The sequence below is a fragment of the Streptomyces sp. R818 genome (assembly GCF_056172735.1).
On record NZ_JAOCNE010000003.1, the window covers coordinates 540,208 to 560,053 of the forward strand.

The 19,846-nt window shown below is 71.5% G+C and carries 20 protein-coding genes; 9 read left to right on the plus strand and 11 right to left on the minus strand.

Annotated features, from left to right (window positions below; all coding sequences use genetic code 11):
* Positions 1 to 55: 55 nt before the first annotated feature.
* Positions 56 to 331 (minus strand): GlsB/YeaQ/YmgE family stress response membrane protein, encoded by a 276-nt coding sequence (locus N5I75_RS07535; RefSeq protein ID WP_394435150.1) that lies wholly within the window; start codon positions 329 to 331, stop codon positions 56 to 58.
* Positions 332 to 557: 226 nt separating this feature from the next.
* Here N5I75_RS07535 and N5I75_RS07540 point away from each other — a divergent pair, with 226 nt between their 5' ends.
* Positions 558 to 908: a DUF3099 domain-containing protein gene (locus N5I75_RS07540; protein WP_476675587.1), complete on the plus strand. Its 351-nt coding sequence runs from the start codon at positions 558 to 560 to the stop codon at positions 906 to 908.
* Positions 909 to 1,141: 233 nt separating this feature from the next.
* Positions 1,142 to 1,408 (plus strand): hypothetical protein, encoded by a 267-nt coding sequence (locus N5I75_RS07545; RefSeq protein WP_476675588.1) that lies wholly within the window; start codon positions 1,142 to 1,144, stop codon positions 1,406 to 1,408.
* Positions 1,409 to 1,434: 26 nt separating this feature from the next.
* Here N5I75_RS07545 and moaA read toward each other — a convergent pair whose 3' ends face one another.
* The 3 genes from moaA to N5I75_RS07560 form a co-directional block, all read right to left on the minus strand.
* Positions 1,435 to 2,442 carry a GTP 3',8-cyclase MoaA gene (gene moaA, locus N5I75_RS07550; protein ID WP_476675590.1) on the minus strand — a complete coding sequence of 336 codons (1,008 nt, stop codon included), beginning with the start codon at positions 2,440 to 2,442 and terminating at the stop codon, positions 1,435 to 1,437.
* A gap of 167 nt (positions 2,443 to 2,609) precedes the next feature.
* Complete coding sequence (locus N5I75_RS07555; protein ID WP_476675592.1) at positions 2,610 to 4,235, minus strand: solute symporter family protein; 1,626 nt, start codon at positions 4,233 to 4,235, stop codon at positions 2,610 to 2,612.
* Positions 4,232 to 4,603, minus strand: coding sequence for a DUF485 domain-containing protein (locus N5I75_RS07560; RefSeq protein WP_476675594.1), 372 nt, complete (start codon positions 4,601 to 4,603; stop codon positions 4,232 to 4,234). The genes N5I75_RS07555 and N5I75_RS07560 overlap by 4 nt, the downstream gene beginning before the upstream one ends.
* 297 nt (positions 4,604 to 4,900) lie before the next feature.
* Between N5I75_RS07560 and N5I75_RS07565 the strand changes: the two genes are divergently transcribed.
* Positions 4,901 to 6,439 carry a S8 family serine peptidase gene (locus N5I75_RS07565; RefSeq protein WP_476675596.1) on the plus strand — a complete coding sequence of 513 codons (1,539 nt, stop codon included), beginning with the start codon at positions 4,901 to 4,903 and terminating at the stop codon, positions 6,437 to 6,439.
* 59 nt (positions 6,440 to 6,498) lie between these two features.
* Positions 6,499 to 7,956, plus strand: coding sequence for a S8 family serine peptidase (locus N5I75_RS07570; RefSeq protein WP_476676952.1), 1,458 nt, complete (start codon positions 6,499 to 6,501; stop codon positions 7,954 to 7,956).
* A 73-nt stretch (positions 7,957 to 8,029) separates the two neighbouring features.
* Here N5I75_RS07570 and N5I75_RS07575 read toward each other — a convergent pair whose 3' ends face one another.
* The 7 genes from N5I75_RS07575 to N5I75_RS07605 all read right to left on the minus strand — a co-directional run bounded on the left by N5I75_RS07575 (position 8,030) and on the right by N5I75_RS07605 (position 15,014).
* Complete coding sequence (locus tag N5I75_RS07575; protein ID WP_476675598.1) at positions 8,030 to 9,073, minus strand: zinc-dependent alcohol dehydrogenase family protein; 1,044 nt, start codon at positions 9,071 to 9,073, stop codon at positions 8,030 to 8,032.
* Between the two features lie 21 nt (positions 9,074 to 9,094).
* Positions 9,095 to 9,769, minus strand: a complete 675-nt coding sequence (locus N5I75_RS07580) for a lysoplasmalogenase (RefSeq protein WP_476675600.1) — start codon at positions 9,767 to 9,769, stop codon at positions 9,095 to 9,097.
* Complete coding sequence (locus tag N5I75_RS07585; protein WP_476675602.1) at positions 9,766 to 10,650, minus strand: sterol desaturase family protein; 885 nt, start codon at positions 10,648 to 10,650, stop codon at positions 9,766 to 9,768. The genes N5I75_RS07580 and N5I75_RS07585 overlap by 4 nt, the downstream gene beginning before the upstream one ends.
* Before the next feature lie 102 nt (positions 10,651 to 10,752).
* Positions 10,753 to 12,006, minus strand: coding sequence for an amidohydrolase family protein (locus N5I75_RS07590; protein ID WP_476676954.1), 1,254 nt, complete (start codon positions 12,004 to 12,006; stop codon positions 10,753 to 10,755).
* Positions 12,007 to 12,017: 11 nt separating this feature from the next.
* Positions 12,018 to 13,310 (minus strand): amidohydrolase family protein, encoded by a 1,293-nt coding sequence (locus N5I75_RS07595; RefSeq protein WP_476675604.1) that lies wholly within the window; start codon positions 13,308 to 13,310, stop codon positions 12,018 to 12,020.
* A 22-nt stretch (positions 13,311 to 13,332) separates the two neighbouring features.
* The gene (locus N5I75_RS07600) at positions 13,333 to 14,217 is read right to left on the minus strand and encodes an SDR family NAD(P)-dependent oxidoreductase (RefSeq protein ID WP_476675606.1); all 885 of its coding nucleotides are present in this window, start codon (positions 14,215 to 14,217) and stop codon (positions 13,333 to 13,335) included.
* The gene (locus N5I75_RS07605) at positions 14,217 to 15,014 is read right to left on the minus strand and encodes an acetoacetate decarboxylase family protein (RefSeq protein WP_476675608.1); all 798 of its coding nucleotides are present in this window, start codon (positions 15,012 to 15,014) and stop codon (positions 14,217 to 14,219) included. Before N5I75_RS07605 ends, N5I75_RS07600 begins: the two co-directional genes overlap by 1 nt.
* Before the next feature lie 165 nt (positions 15,015 to 15,179).
* Here N5I75_RS07605 and N5I75_RS07610 point away from each other — a divergent pair, with 165 nt between their 5' ends.
* The 5 genes from N5I75_RS07610 to N5I75_RS07630 all read left to right on the plus strand — a co-directional run bounded on the left by N5I75_RS07610 (position 15,180) and on the right by N5I75_RS07630 (position 19,845).
* On the plus strand, positions 15,180 to 16,106 hold the full coding sequence (locus N5I75_RS07610) for a TetR/AcrR family transcriptional regulator (protein ID WP_476675610.1): 927 nt from the start codon (positions 15,180 to 15,182) through the stop codon (positions 16,104 to 16,106).
* 201 nt (positions 16,107 to 16,307) lie between these two features.
* Entirely contained in the window at positions 16,308 to 16,799 is a 492-nt protein-coding gene (locus tag N5I75_RS07615; protein ID WP_476675612.1) for a BRCT domain-containing protein, read from the plus strand.
* Between the two features lie 63 nt (positions 16,800 to 16,862).
* Complete coding sequence (locus N5I75_RS07620) at positions 16,863 to 17,096, plus strand: hypothetical protein (RefSeq protein WP_476675614.1); 234 nt, start codon at positions 16,863 to 16,865, stop codon at positions 17,094 to 17,096.
* An 84-nt stretch (positions 17,097 to 17,180) separates the two neighbouring features.
* Positions 17,181 to 17,978 (plus strand): SURF1 family cytochrome oxidase biogenesis protein, encoded by a 798-nt coding sequence (locus N5I75_RS07625; RefSeq protein WP_476676955.1) that lies wholly within the window; start codon positions 17,181 to 17,183, stop codon positions 17,976 to 17,978.
* 73 nt (positions 17,979 to 18,051) lie between these two features.
* Complete coding sequence (locus N5I75_RS07630) at positions 18,052 to 19,845, plus strand: glycoside hydrolase family 15 protein (protein WP_476675616.1); 1,794 nt, start codon at positions 18,052 to 18,054, stop codon at positions 19,843 to 19,845.
* The last annotated feature ends 1 nt before the right edge of the window (position 19,846 follow it).

The window sequence follows — 19,846 nt, forward strand, 5'->3', positions numbered from 1 at the left end:
AGTGCATCGAGGGGCCGGATCCGCGTCGTGCGGGTCCGGCCCCTTCCGCGTGCGGTCAGGCCCGCCTGCGGTTGCCGCGGATCGCCGACCAGGCCGCGTCACCGACACCGACGACGATCACCGCGCCGATCAGCTGCAGCAGGTGGCGGATCCAGTCGATGCCCTTGGTGTCGTTGACCCCGAGGCCCGTGGCCGCCCAGTTGCCCAGGACGCTGCCGAGGATGCCGAAGATCACCGTCAGCCACAGCGGGATCTGCTGCTTGCCCGGCAGGATCGCCTTCGCGATCAGACCGAGCACGAGACCCACGATGATTGCCCACAACCAGTTCATGCCGTCGCCTCCTCATGCGGCGTGCGCATACGCGCGTGCGCACCGTCACATCAGTCTCTGTCCGTACCCCGTACGGCGCATGTCGGGCGGGGCCGTACGCGGTACGGCGCAGGCCACACGCCCGGCTCCGGGCGCCCCCGGTCTCGTAGCGGGCGCACCCCGGGCGTACCGTGGAGGCAGTCCGGTCCGGGGAGAGTCCGGCGAAACGGTCGGGTGGTGGAGTGTGATGCGGAAGCGCAGCGGTAACGGCGGAGCACAGGTTTTCCGCATCACCGGGGCCCGGCAGGGGCTCGCGGAGGACGTGCGCGGCCGGCAGCGCCGGTACGTCATCTCGATGGTGATCCGCACGGTGTCGGTGGTCCTCACGGCCGTGCTGTGGAACGTCGAACGGCCGGTCGCCATCGTGACGCTGGTGTTCGGAGCCCTGCTCCCCTATGTCGCGGTGGTCATCGCCAACGCGGGCCGGGAGAACGCGCCGGGCCTGCCGTCGACCTTCGTGCCCGCCGCGACCCGGCCCATGATCGCGCCGGGTCCCGCGGTCGCCCCGGCGGAACCGGGTCCGGAGGACCGCGTCTGAGCACGCGCGGACGCCCGTCCACGACAGCCGGTCCGGACCGCCCGTACCCGAAGCTCAAGAAAAGCTCAGATCAATCATGTAGTTCAGGTGCCGGGCGACGGGTCCCGCGTGACATACTGCGTACGCGCTCCGCATCCCCCGTCGGAGCGACGGACCGACGCCGGGCAGCTCCCCCCGTGGCTGCTCGGCGTCGCCATTTCCGGGCCGTTTTCCGGTGCCTTTAGGCTGGGGGCGTGAACCTCGCGAACCTCTCCGGACTGTCCGGCCCGTCCGACTCGTCGGGTCCGGACCCCGCTTCCCCGCAGTGCTCGGCCAAGGGCTGTCGCGCCGACGCCGTGTGGGTGCTCGCGTGGAACAACCCGAAGCTGCACACGCCGGAGCGGCGCAAGACGTGGCTCGCCTGCGAGGAGCACCGGGAGCACCTCGCCCAGTTCCTCGGTGTGCGCGGCTTCCTCAAGGATGTGGTGAGCCTGAAGGAGTGGGACGCGCCCGGGGAGTGACGCGGCGGCCCTGACAAGCCGGGCCGTCAGCCGCCGATCGCCGACATCGGGCGGTCGGGCTGGAGGAACGACGGGTCGTCGAGGCCCGAGCCCGCCTTCTTGCCCCACATCGCCAGCCTCCATATGCGGGCGATGTTCTCGTCGGCGCTCTCGGAACTCTCCGGGCCCTCCGCCCTGAGTGCCGCGCGCAGGTCCGTCTCCTCCGTGGCGAACAGGCACGTACGGACCTGGCCGTCGGCGGTGAGCCGGGTGCGGTCGCAGGCGGAGCAGAACGGGCGGGTCACCGAGGCGATGACGCCGACGCGGTGCGGGCCGCCGTCGACGACCCAGCGCTCGGCCGGTGCGGAGCCCCGCTCCTCGGAGCCTTCGGCGGTCAGCTCGAAGCGCGTCCGCAGCGAGGCGAGGATGTCGCCCGCGGTGATCATGCCGTCGCGCTTCCAGCCGTGCTGGGCGTCGAGCGGCATCTGCTCGATGAAGCGCAGCTCGTAGCTGTGCTCGACGGCCCAGGCGAGGAGGTCGGGGGCCTCGTCCTCGTTGAGCCCCGGCATCAGGACCGAGTTGATCTTCACGGGGGTGAGGCCCGCCTCGTGGGCGGCGGCCAGGCCCTCGATGACGTCCTTGTGGCGGTCGCGGCGGGTGAGGGTCTTGAAGACGTCGGGGCGCAGCGTGTCAAGCGAGACGTTGACCCGGTCGAGACCGGCTTCCTTCAGGGCTTTCGCGGTGCGCTTGAGCCCGATCCCGTTCGTCGTCAGGGACATCCTGGGGCGGTTGGGCAGCGCGGCGACCCGCTCGACGATGCCGACGAGCCCGGGGCGCAGGAGCGGCTCGCCGCCGGTGAAGCGGACCTCGGTGATGCCGAGCCGGCCGGTGGCGATGCGGATCAGGCGGACGATCTCGTCGTCCGTGAGCAGGTCCGGCTTGGCCAGCCATTGCAGGCCCTCTTCGGGCATGCAGTACGTGCACCGCAGATTGCACCGGTCCGTCAGCGAGACCCGCAGGTCGGTGGCGGTTCGGCCGTAGGTGTCGATGAGCACGTGGGCCCCCTCCCTGGTACGTGGTCCTGCCTTGTACCGAACGAGCCTACGTGACGGGTCCGACAGAGGCAGGACGGTGATCCCACGAGCGTGCCCGGGTCCCGTCGTAGCTCTCTACGACCGGCCGCGACGGTTCGCGGCGGGACCCGGGCACGGACGGGGACGGTTCAGTGGGCGCCGGTGCCGGTGAGGGAACGGACCTCCAGTTCGGCGTACTTGCCCTTGTCGGCCTTCTCCTTGCCGAGGTAGGTGCCGATGATGCCGAGGGCGAAGCCGACCGGGATCGAGATGATGCCGGGGTTCTCCAGGGGGAACCAGTGGAAGTCGACGCCCTTGAACATGGACGTCTTCTCGTTGCCGGAGACGACCGGGGAGAAGAGGACGAGGAAGACGGCGGTGAAGAGGCCGCCGTAGATCGACCAGAGCGCCCCGCTGGTGTTGAACCGCTTCCAGAAGAGGCTGTAGAGGATCGTCGGCAGGTTCGCGGACGCGGCGACGGCGAACGCGAGGGCGACCAGGCCCGCCACGTTGAGGTCGCGGGCGAGCGCGCCGAGGGCGATGGAGATGATGCCGATGAAGACGGTGGCCCAGCGCGCGGCCCGCATCTCCTGCTTCTCGTCGGCCTTGCCCTTCTTGATGACGTTCGCGTAGATGTCGTGCGCGAAGGAGGAGGACGAGGCCAGGGTGAGGCCCGCGACCACCGCCAGGATCGTGGCGAACGCGACGGCGGAGATCGACGCGAGCAGGATCGCGCCCCAGCTGGAGTCGACGCCGCCCAGATGGAGTGCGAGCAGGGGTGCCGCCGTGTTGCCCGCCGGGTTGGAGGCGATGATCTCGTCCGGCTTGATGAGGGCCGCCGCGCCGAAGCCGAGGGCGATCGTCATGAGGTAGAAGGCGCCGATGATGCCGATGGCCCAGTTGACCGACTTCCGGGCGGCCTTGGCGGTCGGCACCGTGTAGAAGCGGATCAGGATGTGCGGCAGTCCGGCGGTGCCGAGCACGAGGGCGATGCCGAGCGAGAGGAAGTCGAGCTTGGAGGTGGCGGTGGCGCCGTACTTGAGGCCCGGCTCCAGGAACGGCGAGCCCTTGCCGCTGTTCTCGGCGGCGGTGCCGAGCAGGTCCGAGATGTTGAAGTCGAACTTCAGCATGACGAGGAAGGTCAGCAGGATCGTGCCCGCGATGAGGAGCACGGCCTTGACCATCTGCACCCAGGTGGTGCCCTTCATGCCGCCGATGGTCACGTAGACGATCATCAGGACGCCGACCAGGGCGACGATGCCGATCTTGCCCGCGTCCGAGGTGATGCCGAGCAGCAGCGAGACGAGGACGCCGGCGCCCGCCATCTGCGCGAGCAGGTAGAAGATCGAGACGACGATGGTCGAGGTGCCCGCCGCCGTGCGGACCGGGCGCTGGCGCATCCGGTAGGCGAGGACGTCGCCCATCGTGTAGCGCCCGGAGTTGCGCAGCGGTTCGGCGACCAGGAGGAGCGCGACGAGCCAGGCGACCAGGAAGCCGATGGAGTACAGGAAGCCGTCGTAGCCGAAGAGGGCGATGGCTCCGGCGATGCCGAGGAAGGACGCGGCGGACATGTAGTCGCCGGAGACGGCGAGCCCGTTCTGGAAGGCGGTGAACTGGCGCCCGCCCGCGTAGAAGTCGGAGGCGCTCTTGGTCTGCCGCCCCGCCCATACGGTGATGACGAGGGTCGCGGCGACGAACACGGCGAACAGGGTGATGATCAGCGGCCGGTGCTCACTGGCCTCGGCGGCGGCGAGTACGTGCACTGCGGGGCTCATGCGCCGCCCTCCATACGGGACTTGATGGCTTCGGCCTTCGGGTCGAGCTTCGCGGCGGAGTACCGGGAGTACCACCAGGCGATGAGGAACGTGGTGAGGAACTGGGCGAGGCCGAGCACGAAGGCGACGTTGATGTTGCCGAACAGCTTGGTGCCCATGAAGTCGCCCGCGTAGTTGGAGAGCAGGACGTAGACCAGGTACCAGGCGACGAACGCGATGGTGAGCGGGAAGGCGAACGAGCGGTGCGCCTTGCGCAGTTCGCCGAACTCCGCGCTCTCCTGCGCCGCGACGAACTCCTCGGTCGAGGGCAGGACCGGACCGCCGGTGTCGGGGCCGCCCTTCTGGGGTGGTGGTGCGTCGGTGGCCACGGAGTCTCCTCGTGATGCGAATACCTAGGGTGACGTGGATCACGTCAGCCGGGTCGCGATGGTAGGGCTCTCCGGCGTGATCCAACAGGGGGCCGGTTTCGGCCAGTGCCCCCTGCCCAACGGCACGGAGGCGCGGGCGCGGCGGTTCAACTCCGTTGCTTTCTTTCGGAAGCCGTTGCTGACCTGCGCCGACCGGGATACGTTCGCACCGCAACACGCGTCATGTACCTGCCCGAGCACCACTTGTGTTCGGGCTTTCCGTATTCGCCGAATACGCCCGGATGATGTGGAGACCCCATGGCTCATCTGCCCGCCAGACGCCGCCGCCTCGCTCTCGCCCTGCCGATCGGCATCGCGCTGACGGCCTCTTTCGGCTTCATGCCGTCCGCGTCCGCCGCGCCCGCCGACGCCCCGACGGCGTCGGTCGCTTCGGCGGACGAGGCGGCGTCGCTCGCGTACGTGGTGAACACGCGCGCCACCGACGGCCGCACCCTCGCCTCCGTCGGCAAGGCGATCCGCGCGGCAGGCGGCTCCATAGTCGAGACGTACGGGAAGATAGGCGTCTTCGTCGTCCACTCCTCGAACCCCGACTTCGGCAAGCAGATACGCAGGGCCAAGGGTGTGGCTACGGCGGGCGCGACCCGCACGGCACCGCTCACCCCGGCCGGCACCACCGACGAGGGCGCCGTCCAGAAGCTCTCGAAGGCCGAGGCCAAGGCGCTGGCAGGCAAGGCCGCCGCCGCGCAGGAGCCCCTTGAGGCCGACCAGTGGGACCTGCGGGCGATCGGCGCCGACAAGGCCGCGCAGATCAACCCGGGCAGCCGCAAGGTCACCGTCGGCGTCATCGACACCGGCGTGGACGACACCCACCCCGACCTGGCCGCGAACTTCTCCGCGTCCCAGTCGGCGAGCTGTGTCGGCGGCAAGGCGGACACGTCGCCGGGCGCCTGGCGCCCCGCCACCCCGGACCACTACCACGGCACCCACGTCGCCGGTGAGATCGCCGCCGCGCGCAACGGGATCGGCGTCGCGGGCGTCGCGCCCGGCGTGAAGGTCGCGGGCATCAAGGTGGCCGACCCGGTCAGCGAGCTGTTCTACCCGGAGAGCGTCGTCTGCGCCTTCGTGTTCGCCGCCGACCACGGCATCGAGGTCACCAACAACAGCTACTACGTCGACCCGTGGCTCTACAACTGCCTCGGCGACCCCGACCAGCGGGCCATCGTCGACGCGGTGAACCGGGCCCAGCTCTACGCCACCAAGAAGGGCACCCTGAGCTTCGCCTCGGCGGGCAACTCCAACCACGACCTGGACGCCGACGCGATCCTGGACGACTCCAGCCCGGACGACTCGACGCCGGTGCCCCGCACGATCGACCCGCACACCTGCCTCGACATCCCGACGCAGCTCCCGGGTGTCGTCACGGTCAGCTCGACGGGCATCACCAAGGCCAAGGCGTACTACTCCTCGTACGGCAACGGCGTCATCGACATCGCGGCCCCCGGCGGCGACAAGTACCAGATCCCGGCGGACACCCCGTCGAAGAACGGCCGCATCCTCTCCACGCTGCCCGGCGGCGAGTACGGCTGGCTGCAGGGCACGTCGATGGCGTCGCCGCACGCCGCCGGTGTCGCCGCGCTCCTGAAGTCGACGCACCCGAAGGCGTCCCCCGCGCAGCTCCAGGCGCTGATGAAGGCCCAGGCCGACGAGGAGGTCTGCCCGGCGTCGTACGACGGTGACGGCGACGGTGTCGTCGACGCGGTCTGCGAGGGCGGCAAGCAGCGCAACGGCTTCTACGGCTATGGCATCGTCGACGCGCTCAAGGCGGTGAAGAAGTGAGCGGTCCGCGCCTGAGCAGGCGTCTCGTCCGCACCCTCGCGGTCCCCGCGGGGCTCGCCATGGCGTCCGCCCTCGCGGTCGTGCCGAACGCGGGCGCCGCTGAGGCGACCGTCACGGCGGACGGCCCCGAACTCAGCTATGTCGTCAACGTCAAGGCGGGGCACGGGAACGCGGTCCGCGCCGAGCGGGCGGTGAACAAGGCGGGCGGCAGCGTCGTCATCGCCTACGACAAGATCGGCGTCCTCGTCGTCCACTCGAAGAACCCGGACTTCGCGAAGACGATCCGTACCGTGAAGGGCGTCCAGTCGGCCGGGGCCACGCGCACCGCGCCGCTGGCCGCGCAGTCCAGCGACGACCTCGCCACCGAGCAGGTCCTGACCGCCGCCGAGGCGAAGAAGGCGGCCGGAGAGGCCACTTCGGCGCAGGACCCGCTGGAGCCGCTGCAGTGGGACCTGCCCGCCATGAAGGCGGACCGCGCCCACGAGAAGTCGCTCGGCAGCCCGAAGGTGACCGTCGGCGTCCTCGACTCGGGCGTGGACGACACCCACCCGGACATCGCGCCGAACTTCGACCGGCAGGCGTCGGCGAGCTGCCTGGGCGGCGTGCCCGTGCAGAAGGACAACGCGTGGCGTCCGGTCGCCGGCGAGTCCGACCACGGCATGCACGTGGCGGGCACCATCGCCGCCGCGAAGAACGGCGTCGGCGTCACCGGTGTCGCGCCGGGCGTGAAGGTGGCGAGCCTGAAGGTGGCCGAGCCGGCGACCGGCATGTACTACACGGAGGCCGTCGTCTGCGGCTTCGTGTGGGCGGCCGACCACGGCGTCGACGTCACCAACTCCAGCTACTACACGGACCCGTGGCTGTTCAACTGCAAGACGGACGCCGACCAGAAGGCGCTCGTCACGGCGGTCGAGCGGGCCTCGCGATACGCGGAGCGCAAGGGCGCGGTGAACGTCGCCGCGGCCGGGAACGCCTCGACCGACCTCGCGCAGGACGAGATCGTCGACGACTCCTCGCCGGACGACTCGACGCCCGTACCGCGCACGGTGAGGACGAAGGACTGCATCGACATCCCGTCGCAGCTGCCCGGCGTCGTCACCGTCTCGGCGACCGGCGCCAAGGGGATCAAGGCGTCCTACTCGAACTGGGGCAGGAACGTCGTCGACATCGCGGCGCCCGGCGGCGACAGCACCGGCTACCAGACGCCCGCTCCCCCGGCGACCAGCGGCCTGATCCTGTCGACGCTGCCGGGCGGCAAGTACGGCTACAAGGCCGGTACGTCGATGGCGTCGCCGCACGTCGCGGGCGTCGCGGCCCTGATCAAGTCGACGCACCTGAAGGCGTCGGCGGCCCAGGTGAAGGCGCTGCTCTACCGGCAGGCCGACGCGACGGCGTGCACCAACCCGTACGACATCGACGGCGACGGCACGGTCGACGCGGTGTGCGAGGGCGGCAAGCACAAGAACAGCTTCTACGGAGCGGGGACGGCGGACGCGCTGGACGCCGTGACCAAGTAGGACCGAGCAGGGCCTGCTGTACGACAGGGCGGGGAGGGGCCGTGCGGCCCCTCCCCGCCCTCTCGTGTCGGCGCTAGTTGGTGACCATGACCTTGAGGGCGGTGCGCTCGTCCATCGCCTTGTAGCCGCCGGGCACGCCTTCGACGTCGACCGTCATGTCGAAGACCGGTGAGGGGTCGATCGTGCCGTCCAGGACGTCGGGCAGCAGCTCGGGGATGTAGGCGCGGACGGGGGCGACGCCGCCGCGCAGGGCGATGTTCCGGCCGAACATGACACCGAGGTCGAGGCCGGTGGAGCTGCCGTGCGGGACGCCGACGTAGCCGATGGCGCCGCCGGGGCGGGTGATGTCCACGGCCGTCCGCATCGACTGCTCGGTGCCGACGGCCTCGATCACGGAGTGCGCGCCGCGGCCACCGGTCAGCTCACGGACCGCCTCGACGGCGGCCTCGCCGCGTTCGGCGACGACGTCGGTGGCGCCGAAGCGGCGCGCGATGTCCGTCCGTGCCTCGTGGCGGCCGAGCGCGATGATCCGCTCGGCGCCGAGCCGCTTGGCCGCGAGCACGCCGCACAGGCCGACCGCGCCGTCCCCGACGACGGCGACGGTGCCGCCCGCGCGGACGCCCGCGCCGACGGCCGCGTGGTGGCCCGTGCCCATCACGTCGGAGAGCGTGAGCAGGGCGGCGAGGAGCCGGTCGTCGGAGGCCGCGTCGGCGGGCAGGCCGACCAGGGTGCCGTCGGCGAACGGGACGCGCACGGCCTCGCCCTGGCCGCCGTCGTAGCCGACCGCGCCCCAGAAGCCGCCGTGCTCGCACGACGTGGTCAGGCCCTCGCGGCAGAAGTCGCACACACCGTCCGACCACATGAAGGGCGCGACGACGAGGTCACCGCGGCGGACCGTGGACACCTCCGAGCCGGTCTCCTCCACGACCCCGAGGAACTCGTGCCCGATCCGCTGCCCCGGCTGCCGCGCCGCCTCGCCCCGGTAGGCCCACAGGTCGCTGCCGCAGATGCAGGCGCGCAGCACGCGCACGACGGCGTCGGTGGGCAGCTTCACGACGGGGTCCGGGACGTCCTCCACCCGCATGTCGAACGGGGCGTGGATGGTGGTGGCGCGCATGAGGTGTTTCCTTTGTGCAGGTCAAAGCGGGGTGCGCCGGGTCTCGGCACTCTTTTCACGGTACGCCCCCGCATGCTCGGCGCGCTCGCCGAGCACCCCCCTCACCAGCAGGTACTGCGCGGCCGCATAGGTGGCCATCACCCAGAAGTCGGCCGGCGGCAGGCGCGGCCAGTCCGCGACGCCCATGGCGATCAGCGAGTCGGAGAGCAGGAAGAGCGCGCCGCCCGCCGCCGCGACCGGCCCGAGCCGCGAGGCGCCGTACGCCATCGCGGTGAGCAGCACGCTGTACGCGGCGACGGGCCCGCGCATGTCCGCGGGCAGGCCGGGCCAGAGCGCGGCGACCATGGCGACGAGCGCGACACCGTAGAGGGCGGCGAGCAGGCCGCCCCGCGCGCGTGGAGCCCCGTACCGCCTGAAGAGCACGAGGTAGCAGACGTGCCCGGCGGCGAAGCAGCCCATCCCGGCGAGGAACGCGGCGTCCTGGTCGAACAGGAGCAGCACGTCGCCGCCCCAGCCGCACAGCAGCGCGGCGCACAGCAGCCGGGGCCCGCCGGACGCGACGACGTACGCCACGAGCAGGGGCATGAGAAGCGGTTTGGCGACGGTGTGCGCCGCGTCGGATCCGGCGAGGAGCGCGCCGAGGTCGACGGCGCAGACGACGAGGAAGGCGGTGCGCAGGGCCCGCGGCAGGGTCACGCGGCGCCCTCGGGCACCTTCTGGACCGGGCTCGGCGCGTTCACCGGCGCGGGCTGCCAGCCGGGCCCGCGGAAGACCCGTCCGGCGCGCTCGCGCCAGCTGGTCGCCGCCCTCAGGTCCCTGGCGATCGCCGCGTACTCGTGGGTGGCGACGCGCAGCGGGTTGTACGTGTCGATGTTCTTGGTCAGCCCGAACACCGGCCGCTCCTCCTCCGCGACCCACGAGCCGAAGAGGCGGTCCCAGACGATGAGGATGCCGCCGAAGTTGCGGTCCAGGTAGCCGCCTTGCGAGGCGTGGTGGACGCGGTGGTGGGAGGGCGTGTTGAAGACGAACTCGAAGGGCCGCCACAGCTTGCCGATGCGCTCGGTGTGGATCCAGAACTGGTAGACGAGGTTGGCCGACGAGCAGAACGCGAGCGCCGCCGGGTGCACACCGCACGCGATGAGCGGCAGGTAGAACGGCCACACGGTGAGGCTCGTCCAGGGCTGGCGCAGCGCGGTCGACAGGTTGAACTTGCGGCTGGAGTGGTGCACGACGTGGCACGCCCACAGGATGCGGATGACGTGGTGCCCGCGGTGCGACCAGTAGTAGAAGAAGTCCTGCCCGAGGAGCATCAGCGGGACCGTCCACCACAGGACGGGCACGCGCAGCGGTGTCAGTTCGTAGACCGCCGCGTAGATCGCGACGATCGGGATCTTCCACAGGAAGTCGAAGACCAGGCTCCCCAGGCCCATGGTGATGCTGGTGGCCGCGTCCTTGGTCTCGTATCCGGCGGTGTCCTCGTCGGGATGGATCCGCACGCTCACGATCTCGACGATCGTGAGCAGCACGAAGGCGGGTATCGACCACAGCACGACATCGGGCAGGTTCGGCGACGACATGCGTGCACCGTACGGGCGGGTGCCGGGCCCCGGCTAGGGGTTGTTACCGACAAGTATTACCGGCGGTACCCCTTGGCCCTGTTGAAGTCCGGCACCCGCGGTTCACCACACCCGGACCGAACCCCCCGTCGCGAACACCGGGCTCGTCGCGTCCTCCGGCACCTCCTTCAGCGGCTCCGCGATCTCCGCGACCGTCGGTCCCACGCGCGCGGCGATCGGGTCGAGGAGGGCGAGGTCGAAGCCGTAGACGCGGGCGGTGTTGCCGCCGATCATCGCGGCGACCTCCTCGCGCGGCAGGCCCGCGTAGGCGATGCGCAGTCCTTCGCGGCTGTAGGGGTACGTGCCTTCGTCGTGCGGGTAGTCGCTGCCCCACATGATCTTGTCGAGGCCGATGCGGTCGCGCAGCGGGACCTCATGGGGGCGCATGAAGCTGGCGCCGACGTAGCAGTTCTCGCGCCAGACGGTGGAGGGTCCCTTGCCCATCGAGTCGGCGAGGCCCGCGCCGAACTTGGACTCCGCCGTGCTCGCCGTGCTCGTCCTGCTCGCCTTCGACGCCGCCGCGACGAGGCGGCCGTGGTAGTAGTCCAGCATGTCGAGCACGCCGGGGATCCACCCGGAGCCCTGCTCGGTGAGGACCAGCTTGAGATCGGGGTGCTTGCGGAAGGCCCCGCCGAACACCAGGTGCCACAGGGCGCGGTGCGAGAACCACGTCGTCTCGACCATGAAGACGGCGCGGGCGGCCGGTTCGTCCCCGAGCGGCGGGGAGGCCGAGCCCGCGTGGTGGTTGACCGGGACACCGAGTTCGGCGCAGACCCTCCAGATGGGGTCGTACGTGGCCGAGTAGAGCTCGGGGAGGCCCGAGCCCGGGGGCGTGCCGGGCAGCAACAGGCCGCCTTTCAGGCCCGCTTCGGCCGCCCAGCGGATCTCCTTCACCGCCTCGTCCACGTCGTTGAGGAGGATCTGGAAGACGCCCGCCCTGCGGCCCGGCGCGGCGGCGCAGAAGTCCGCGAGCCACCGGTTGTGGGCGCGCAGGCCCGCCCAGCGCTGGACGAACTCCGCGCGCGTGGGCGCCGGTGCCATGAGCGAGGCCGACGGGAAGAACGGCGGGATGGTGTTGGGGAAGACGACCTCGGCGACGATGCCGTCCCGCTCCAGCTCCTCGACGCGGCGCGCGGAGTTCCAGTTGCGGTCGGCGGTGTCGGCGAGCAGGTCCTCGTAGGGGTTCACGTAGGTCGCGGCCCAGGCGTCGAAGTCGTCGTGGTGGGCGCGGGCCAGGTACGGCCTGTAGTCGAGGAGGTCGGCGCCGGCGTGGCAGTCGGCGGAGATCACCGTGTACCGGTCGTCGGACGCTGCCATGGGGTCGGCGTTCACGGGGTCACCCCCAGGGTCGGGAAATCGTGGTCGGTCAGCCAGTGCCTGCCCACCTCGCGCGAGCGCGCCCAGGACGCCTCCACGGCGCGTCGGTCGGTGTCCTGGCCGAGGTCGGCCGGGGTCGGGCCGATCCGGGCCGCGAGCGGGGCGAGCGCGGCGGTGTCGAAGCCGAAGACCTCGGCGGCGGCGAGGCCGAGCATCCGGCGGGTCTCGGCGACGGGGATGTCGTGGAACGTTCTGCGCAGCCACGCGCGCGTGTCGGGCCAGGTGCCCTCGGGGTGCGGGAAGTCGCTGCCCCAGAGGATGTTGTCGACGCCGATCTCGTAGCGCTGGGCCAGTTCGCGGCGTTTGGTGTTGGTGGCGCAGATGAAGACCTGCCGGTCCAGGTACTCGTGCGGAGGCCGTTTCAGCTCGGCGAACGGGGAGAGCTTCTTGCCGCCGTGGGCGCCCAGGTAGAGGCGGTCCATGAACCAGAGCAGGTTCGGCAGCCACCAGCAGCCGGACTCGGCGACGCCGAACCTGAGCCCCGGGTGGCGTTCGAAGACGCCGGACCACAGCAGGAACCAGAGCGGGCGCGCGGGCCACCAGGTGACCTCGCTGACGTAGATGCCGAGGTGGTCGCCGTACTCGTGGCGCGGGGCCGCCCCCGAGTGGGTCACGACCGGCATCCCGCACTCGGCCGCCGCCGCCCACACGGGGTCGTAACGGCTCGCGTGGTAGGGGTCCTTGTCGACCCACATGGACGGGATCATCAGCGCGCCGAGACCGGACTCCTTGGCGCGGTGCACCTCGGCGACGACCTTGTCCGGCTCTGCCGTGATGGGCAGGAGCGCGACGCCGCAGTGGCGCTCCGGGTGCTGCCCGACGAAGTCGGCGAGCCAGCGGTTGTGGGCCTGCGCGCCCGCCATGCCGAGGTCGGGGTCCTGGTCGCCGGAGAGGCCGAGCCCGACGCCGAAGGGCGCCGCCGTCCGGCTGTCCACGGCGTCCGCGTCGGGGAAGACGACCTCGGCGGCGACCCCGTCGCCGTCCAGTTCCTTGAGGCGCTGGGCCGCGTCCCAGCCGCCGCGCAGGCCCTCCTCGTTGTCGGCGAACCACTTCGCCGCGAAGGCGTCGTTGCGGATGCCGAGCCGGGTCGCCTCCTCGCGGCGGGCGTCCCGCTCGCCGAGGAAGTCGTCGAAGGCGCGGTGGAAACTGCTGTCCAGGTAGGGCCGGTACTCCTCGGTGGGGAGTCCGGCGTGGCAGTCGGAGGAAATGATCAGGTACGGGTCGTCGTTCCGCTGAGCCGTCATCGGAAGTCACCCCTCGGTCGGGTCAGTCGAGAATGAAGCTCTCCAGGTACGCCGGGTCCGCCCGGTCCAGCATCGACCGCGCCCTGGCCCTGATCTGCCGGTCGCTGTGCTCGCTCGCGGGGAGCAGCCAGAACCGGTCCGCCGCGATGCCCTCGGCGACGAGGTCCGCCACCTCCTCGACCGGCGTGAACGCGACCTCCTTCCCCGCCTCCTTCATCGCCGCCTCCCACTGGTCGAGGCTGCGGTAGGGCGTCCTGCGGGGGCGCTCCTTGGCGTACCGGCCGGGCCGGTTGCGGTGCGACTCCCACAGGCCCGTGCGGAGCATGTGGGGTCCCGGGAAGAGCACCGACGCGCCCACGCGCGCGTGCTCCGCCTTCAGATGCGCGTACAGCGACTCGGTCATGGTCACGACGGCCGCCTTCGTGACGGCGTACACGGACGCGGTCGGCAGCGGCGCGATCCCGCCGTCCCCGGAGGACGTGTTGACGACGTGGCCCGGCTCGCCGGACTCGATCATGCGCGGCACGAACGCCTGGATGCCGTGGAAGACGCCCCACACGTTGACGGCGAACGCCCATTTCCAGTCGTTGGGTTCGTGCTCCCACATGCGGCCCTCGGCGCCCGAGCCGACGCCCGCGTTGTTGCACAGCACATGGCAGTGGCCGAACGTCGCGTACGTGTCCTCGGCGAGCGCCATGACCTCTTCGCGTTCGCCGACGTCGACCACGCGCGCGTGCACCGTCGCCCCGTCCGCCCGCAACCCCTCGGCGGCGCTCTCCAGGGCGCGCTTCTCGACATCGGCGAGGACGACCCTCAGGCCGTCAGCCGCGAACCGCCGCGCCATGGCGAGCCCTATGCCGCTCGCCGCGCCCGTGACGACGGCGACCTGCCCCGCCTCCAGGCGCATCAGACGCTTCCCTCGGGCGGCCCGTCGAGGATCTGCTGGGGGTCGTCGTAGCGCTGGTGGATGTACTGCAGGAGGGCCTGGCCGTCGACGCGTTCGACGACCCTGCCCTTCTGGTCGGTGGTCTTCTCGCCGACGGTGATCTCCACCAGGGTGCGTACCGGGAGGTCGGCGACCGGGTCGTACATGGACTCGCGCAGGACCACGTCGCCGGTGATCCGCTCCAGCTTCCTGACCTTCTCGTTGCGTACGCAGTGCACGAGGACGGGGTCGGCGTCGAACCCCGAACCGTCCACCGCGGGCAGGAACTTGAAGTAGAAGTCGGTCTTCTGTGTCGGCTCGGGCACCGGCAGGGTCCCGCTGACCGCGCCGCGCACCTCCACGAACGCGATGCCGTGCCGGGCGAGGGCGGCCCGCACCACGAGGCCGTCGCGCTCCACGGTGACGTCGCCGAGCTTCTTCGGCTCGCCGAACACCTCGCGGCCGCCGGTCAGGGCCCGCTCGTGCGTCATCGGCATGACGAGCGGATACCAGCCCGCGACCCCGGCGTGCTCGGCGGCGACCGCGACGGACCCCGCGCCAAGCGGGTAGCCCGGCAGCTCGACCTTGCTGATGGTGACCCGCACGAGCGGCCGCGCTGCGGGCTTCAGCGGGGGCGGGAGCACCGCCGCCACCGTGTCCGGGTCGGACTCCCACACGGCGACCACGCCGGTGGACCAGATGTCGGGGAGCCTGCTGCTCGCCGCGCGCGCGGCGGCGATCTCCGCCTCGGTGCGCGCTCCGTACCGTACGCGTGCCATGTCGTACCGCCCTTCGTCCGTGACGTGCGGGGGTCGTCCGGGTGGCGCATCGAGCACCTGCCGGCCCTGGGGCCGCCGGTTGTGTAACACAGTTACACCGGCGGCGATGAAGGGTAAAGAGACGTGCGCCGGCCACCAGGCGCACGGACGCGAAGGGGGCGCTCCATGGCCCGCTCACCCCTCACCCGCGACGAGGTGCTCACCGTCGCCGCGGACCTGGTCAAGCAGCACGGCCCGGACGCGCTGACCATGCGCAAGCTCGCGGCCGAGCTGGGCACGGCGGTCACATCGATCTACTGGCACGTCGGCAACCGCGAGTCGCTGCTCGACGCGCTGGTGGAGCGGACGGTCGCCGACCTCGGCGAGATCCGGCCGCGCGGTGCGACCCCGCACCCGCGGCGCCCGGGCCGGGCGGCTGCCGCCGTCAGCGCGGGCCCATCCCTCAGGGCCATGGCCACGAGCGCGCCCGAGCGCATGTTCCGCCCGTACAACAGGCCCCTGGTGCCCGAGGGTACGCGGCGTCACGTCAGACCCCGGCCTTCCGGGCGCCGGGTCCGGCCGCCGCAGGCGTCGCGCGCGGGGCATTCGGTCGCGGACACGTCCTGGTCGAGCGGAACCGGGAGCGTCCCCCGTTCCACGGCGGGCGAAGGGACTTGTGGGGCGCCCGCGCGTTCCCGGAACAGGATCAGGCGCTCGCCTGGCGGCCGCGTCCGGTCGGACCCGGCGGTCTTCCGACCTGTCGTGAGCGCGCCGGTGAAGTACCTGCACTGGGGGAGCGACGCGCCCCGGCCGCAGCGGCCGTGCGCCTGCGCGCTTCAGGTCGCCGGCCGTTCCTCAACCATGCTCGAGCCGCCCGCACTTCGGCGCCGACGGCCGACCGCGTACCCGAAGGATACGCTCGTCGAGTCGGACACCGGCCTGTCCAGGGACGACGATAATCTCGCCGCGTCTACCGCTCGACGCGCGGGCACGGTCGAGGACACTGGACACGCTGGTCAACCCGAGCGCGATCGGGCCCGTGTGATCCCGTTGACGAGCGACGGCTGTCGGGCCCCCGCTGTTCCGGAGATCGCCGAGAGTCGCGCGGCCTGACGCCGCGTCTGGTCGCGCACAACGCGCTTCGACTGGTCGAGATCGCCCGCGAGTACCGCGCGCGAAGCGACCGCCCCGGCGCCAGCGGCGTGCACCATCGCGCTCCAAGGAGCTGGCCTGCCGCTGCCCACCACAACTGAGTCGCTCGCCGCCACTTCGGTCGTCCAGGAGCGCGCCCACCATGCGCTCGACGACGCGCGCGTGCTCGCGGAGGCGTTCCTGCCGAGCCTGCGCGCGGCGGCGGCGGGGAACGTACGGCTGCCGCTGTTGGAGTGCCGTCCGCTCACGGAGTGGTCGGAGCCCGCGGTGCCGCGCCAGTCGAGCGCCTCGTACGGCTCGCCGTACCGGGGCGGCGGCGCGGGCAGTTGGCGTCCGTCCCGGAAGCGGCCCGCGTGCCCGTATCCGAACCCCGGCCGGTACGAACCGGGCAAACCGCTCAAGCAGGGCATGAGAGTGGCGTTCTCCGGGGACACCTCGGTCGACCGGGAACTCCTTGAGGACCGGGCGGTCGAGGCGGGGCTCCATGTGGCGACGAGCCTGTCGCGGCTGACGAGTCTCCTGGTGACCAATGACCCGGACTCGTACACCTCGAAGGCCGTGAAGGCGAAGCAGTACGGGACGCCGGTCATGGACGAGGCCGCTTTCGGCCAGCTGCTGCAGTCGGTGGAGCCCGCGGACGCGACAGACGGGTGATTGCGGGGCGACTCGCCCGGCAACCACTCGCCCGGCGCCACCGCGCGGCCCACCCTGTGGCGCATGGCACGTTGTGAAGTATGCGGAAACGACTACGGCATGACCTTCGAGGTGCACGCCCAGGGGGCGGTGCACGTCTTCGACTGCTTCTCCTGCGCCATCCACCGCATGGCGCCGATCTGCGAGCACTGCCGGTGCCGCATCATCGGGCAGGGCGTCGAGGTCGACGGGCACTGGTTCTGCGGGGCGCACTGCTCCCGCGCGGAGGGGATGGTGGGCATCGTCGACAACGTCTGACCCGTTCCGCGCCGGCGAGGGGCCCCGCCCCATCAGGTGCACCCCGGGCCAAATCACCCCATGACCGAGCGGTACCGTCATGGGGTGTACCGCTTCCTGTTGACCCGGCAGTGGGTGATCCTCACCCTGGTCGCCCTCGTCCTCATCCCCACGATGATCCGGCTGGGCATCTGGCAGATGCACCGCCACGACGAGCGTGCCCACCGGAACCAGCTGGTCACGGACGCGCTGGCGGCCGACCCCGTGCCCGTGCAGAGCCTGACCTCGCCCGGCCACACCGTCACCAGCGCCGAGCGGTACCACGCGGTGACGGCGAAGGGCCGCTTCGACACCGACGACGAGGTCGTCGTGCGCCGCCGCGTCAACTCCGACGACGAGGTCGGCTACCACGTCCTCACCCCGTTCAAGCTGACCGACGGCAAGATCGTGCTGGTCAACCGCGGCTGGATCCCGGGGGACCGGACGAGCCAGACCGCCTTCCCGAAGATCCCCGCCCCGCCGCGCGGCGAGATCACCGTCACCGGCCGTCTGATGCCCGACGAGACGACCGAGGCCAGCGGCATCAAGGACCTCAAGGGGCTGCCCGACCGGCAGATCATGCTGGTCAACAGCGCGGAGCAGGCCGAGCGGCTGCATGCCGAGGTGCTCGGCGGCTACCTCGCGCAGACCGCCCCCGAGCCCAAGGGCGACACTCCCGAGCTGATCGGCAAGCCCGGTCAGGAGGACGCCGCGCTGAACTTCGCGTACGCCTACCAGTGGTGGCTGTTCGCCGCGGCCGTGCCGGTCGGCTGGGTGGTGCTGCTCCGCCGCGAGCTGCGCGACCGCCGCAAGAAGGCGGAGTCCGGGCAGGAGACGCAGGAGACGACGCCCGCGGCGGTCTGAGCCGCTCCGGGTCCGATCACTCCCCCGGTCGCGTCCTGGATTGCCGGACCGGGGCGCCGGGAACGCGGACCGCGTGCACCCACTTATCGAGGACTACGCCCTCATCGGCGACGAACAGACCGCGGCCCTCGTCGGCAAGGACGGCTCCGTCGACTGGCTCTGTCTGCCCCGCTTCGACTCCCCCGCCTGCTTCGCCGCGCTCCTCGGCGACGAGGAGAACGGCCACTGGCGCCTGGCCCCGAAGGGCGCCGGCGACTGCACGCGCCGCTCCTACCGGCCCGGCACCCTCGTCCTGGACACCGAGTGGGAGACGGACGAGGGCCACATCCGGATCACCGACTTCATGCCGCAGCGCGACAAGGCGCCGGATCTCGTCCGGATCGTCGAGGGTCTGAGCGGCCGTGTCACCGTCCGCGGCACCCTGCGGCTCCGGTTCGACTACGGCAACGTCGTGCCCTGGGTGCGGCGCTGCGACGGGCACCGGGTGGCCGTCGCCGGACCGGACGCGGCCTGGCTGCGCAGCGAGCCCGAGGTGCACACCTGGGGCGAGGAGTTCGGCACCCACTCCGAGTTCACCGTCGAGGAGGGCGAGACGGTCGCCTTCGTGCTGACCTGGCACCCTTCGCACCACCACCGCCCCAAGCTGATCGACCCGCACAAGGCGCTGCGGCACAGCCTCAAGGACTGGCAGGCGTGGGCGGACCGGTGCCGCTACGACGGACCGCACCGCGAGGCCGTGCTCCGCTCCCTGCTCACCCTGAAGGCGCTGACGTACGCGCCGACCGGCGGCATGGTCGCGGCCCCCACCACCTCGCTCCCCGAGGAGATCGGCGGCGTACGGAACTGGGACTACCGCTACTGCTGGCTGCGCGACTCCACCATGACCCTGAACGCGCTCGTCAGGGCCGGCTACCTCGACGAGGCCGAGGCGTGGCGCGACTGGCTCGTCCGCGCCGCCGCCGGTGACCCCGCCAAGCTGCAGATCATGTACGGGCTCGCGGGCGAGCGGCGGCTGCCCGAGGAGGAGCTGACCTGGCTGGACGGGTTCCGCGCCTCACGCCCCGTACGCACAGGGAACGACGCCGTGCAGCAGTTGCAGCTCGACGTGTACGGGGAGGTCGTCGACTCGCTCGACCTCGCACGGCGGTACGGGCTCCGGGACAAGCCGCACGTGTGGCGGCTGCAACTGGCGCTGCTCGACTTCCTCCAGGAAGCGTGGCGCGAGCCCGACGAGGGGCTGTGGGAGGTGCGCGGGCCGCGCCGCCACTTCGTCCACTCCAAGGTCATGACCTGGGTCGCCGTCGACCGCACGGTGCGCGCCATGGAGGACGACCCGAGCCTGCCCGGCGACCTCGACCGGCTGCGCACCCTGCGGGACACCATCCACGCGGAGGTGTGCGAACGCGGCTACGACGCCGAGCGGGGCACCTTCACCCAGTCCTACGGCTCGACGGAGCTGGACGCGGCGACCCTGCTGATCCCCCGCGTCGGGTTCCTGCCCGCGGACGACCCGCGCGTGATCGGCACCGTCGACGCGGTCCGCACGGAACTGGCCAAGGACGGCTTCGTCCGCCGCTACAGCACCGACCGCACCGCCGTCGACGGCCTGCCGGGCGACGAGGGCGCCTTCCTCGTCTGCTCGTTCTGGCTCGCGGACGCGCTGCACATGACGGGCCGCACGAAGGAGGCGGTCGAGCTGTTCGAGCGGCTGTGCGCGCTCCGCAACGACGTGGGCCTGCTCGCCGAGGAGTACGACGCGGTGGCGGGCCACCAGCTCGGCAACTTCCCGCAGGCGTTCAGCCACATCGGTCTGGTGACCACCGCGCTGACCCTATTCGGCACCGGCGACGCCGGAGAGGCAGGATAGG

Bases quoted from the DNA above. Each gene is read 5' to 3' on its own strand.
- N5I75_RS07590 (WP_476676954.1), bottom strand. From the start codon at position 12,006: ATGGCAGCGTCCGACGACCGGTACACGGTGATCTCCGCCGACTGCCAC.
- N5I75_RS07565 (WP_476675596.1), top strand. From the start codon at position 4,901: ATGGCTCATCTGCCCGCCAGACGCCGCCGCCTCGCTCTCGCCCTGCCG.
- N5I75_RS07555 (WP_476675592.1), bottom strand. From the start codon at position 4,235: ATGAGCCCCGCAGTGCACGTACTCGCCGCCGCCGAGGCCAGTGAGCAC.
- N5I75_RS07570 (WP_476676952.1), top strand. From the start codon at position 6,499: ATGGCGTCCGCCCTCGCGGTCGTGCCGAACGCGGGCGCCGCTGAGGCG.
- N5I75_RS07540 (WP_476675587.1), top strand. From the start codon at position 558: ATGCGGAAGCGCAGCGGTAACGGCGGAGCACAGGTTTTCCGCATCACC.
- N5I75_RS07575 (WP_476675598.1), bottom strand. From the start codon at position 9,073: ATGCGCGCCACCACCATCCACGCCCCGTTCGACATGCGGGTGGAGGAC.
- N5I75_RS07620 (WP_476675614.1), top strand. From the start codon at position 16,863: ATGGCACGTTGTGAAGTATGCGGAAACGACTACGGCATGACCTTCGAG.
- N5I75_RS07585 (WP_476675602.1), bottom strand. From the start codon at position 10,650: ATGTCGTCGCCGAACCTGCCCGATGTCGTGCTGTGGTCGATACCCGCC.
- N5I75_RS07600 (WP_476675606.1), bottom strand. From the start codon at position 14,217: ATGCGCCTGGAGGCGGGGCAGGTCGCCGTCGTCACGGGCGCGGCGAGC.
- N5I75_RS07605 (WP_476675608.1), bottom strand. From the start codon at position 15,014: ATGGCACGCGTACGGTACGGAGCGCGCACCGAGGCGGAGATCGCCGCC.
- N5I75_RS07535 (WP_394435150.1), bottom strand. From the start codon at position 331: ATGAACTGGTTGTGGGCAATCATCGTGGGTCTCGTGCTCGGTCTGATC.
- N5I75_RS07610 (WP_476675610.1), top strand. From the start codon at position 15,180: ATGGCCCGCTCACCCCTCACCCGCGACGAGGTGCTCACCGTCGCCGCG.
- N5I75_RS07595 (WP_476675604.1), bottom strand. From the start codon at position 13,310: ATGACGGCTCAGCGGAACGACGACCCGTACCTGATCATTTCCTCCGAC.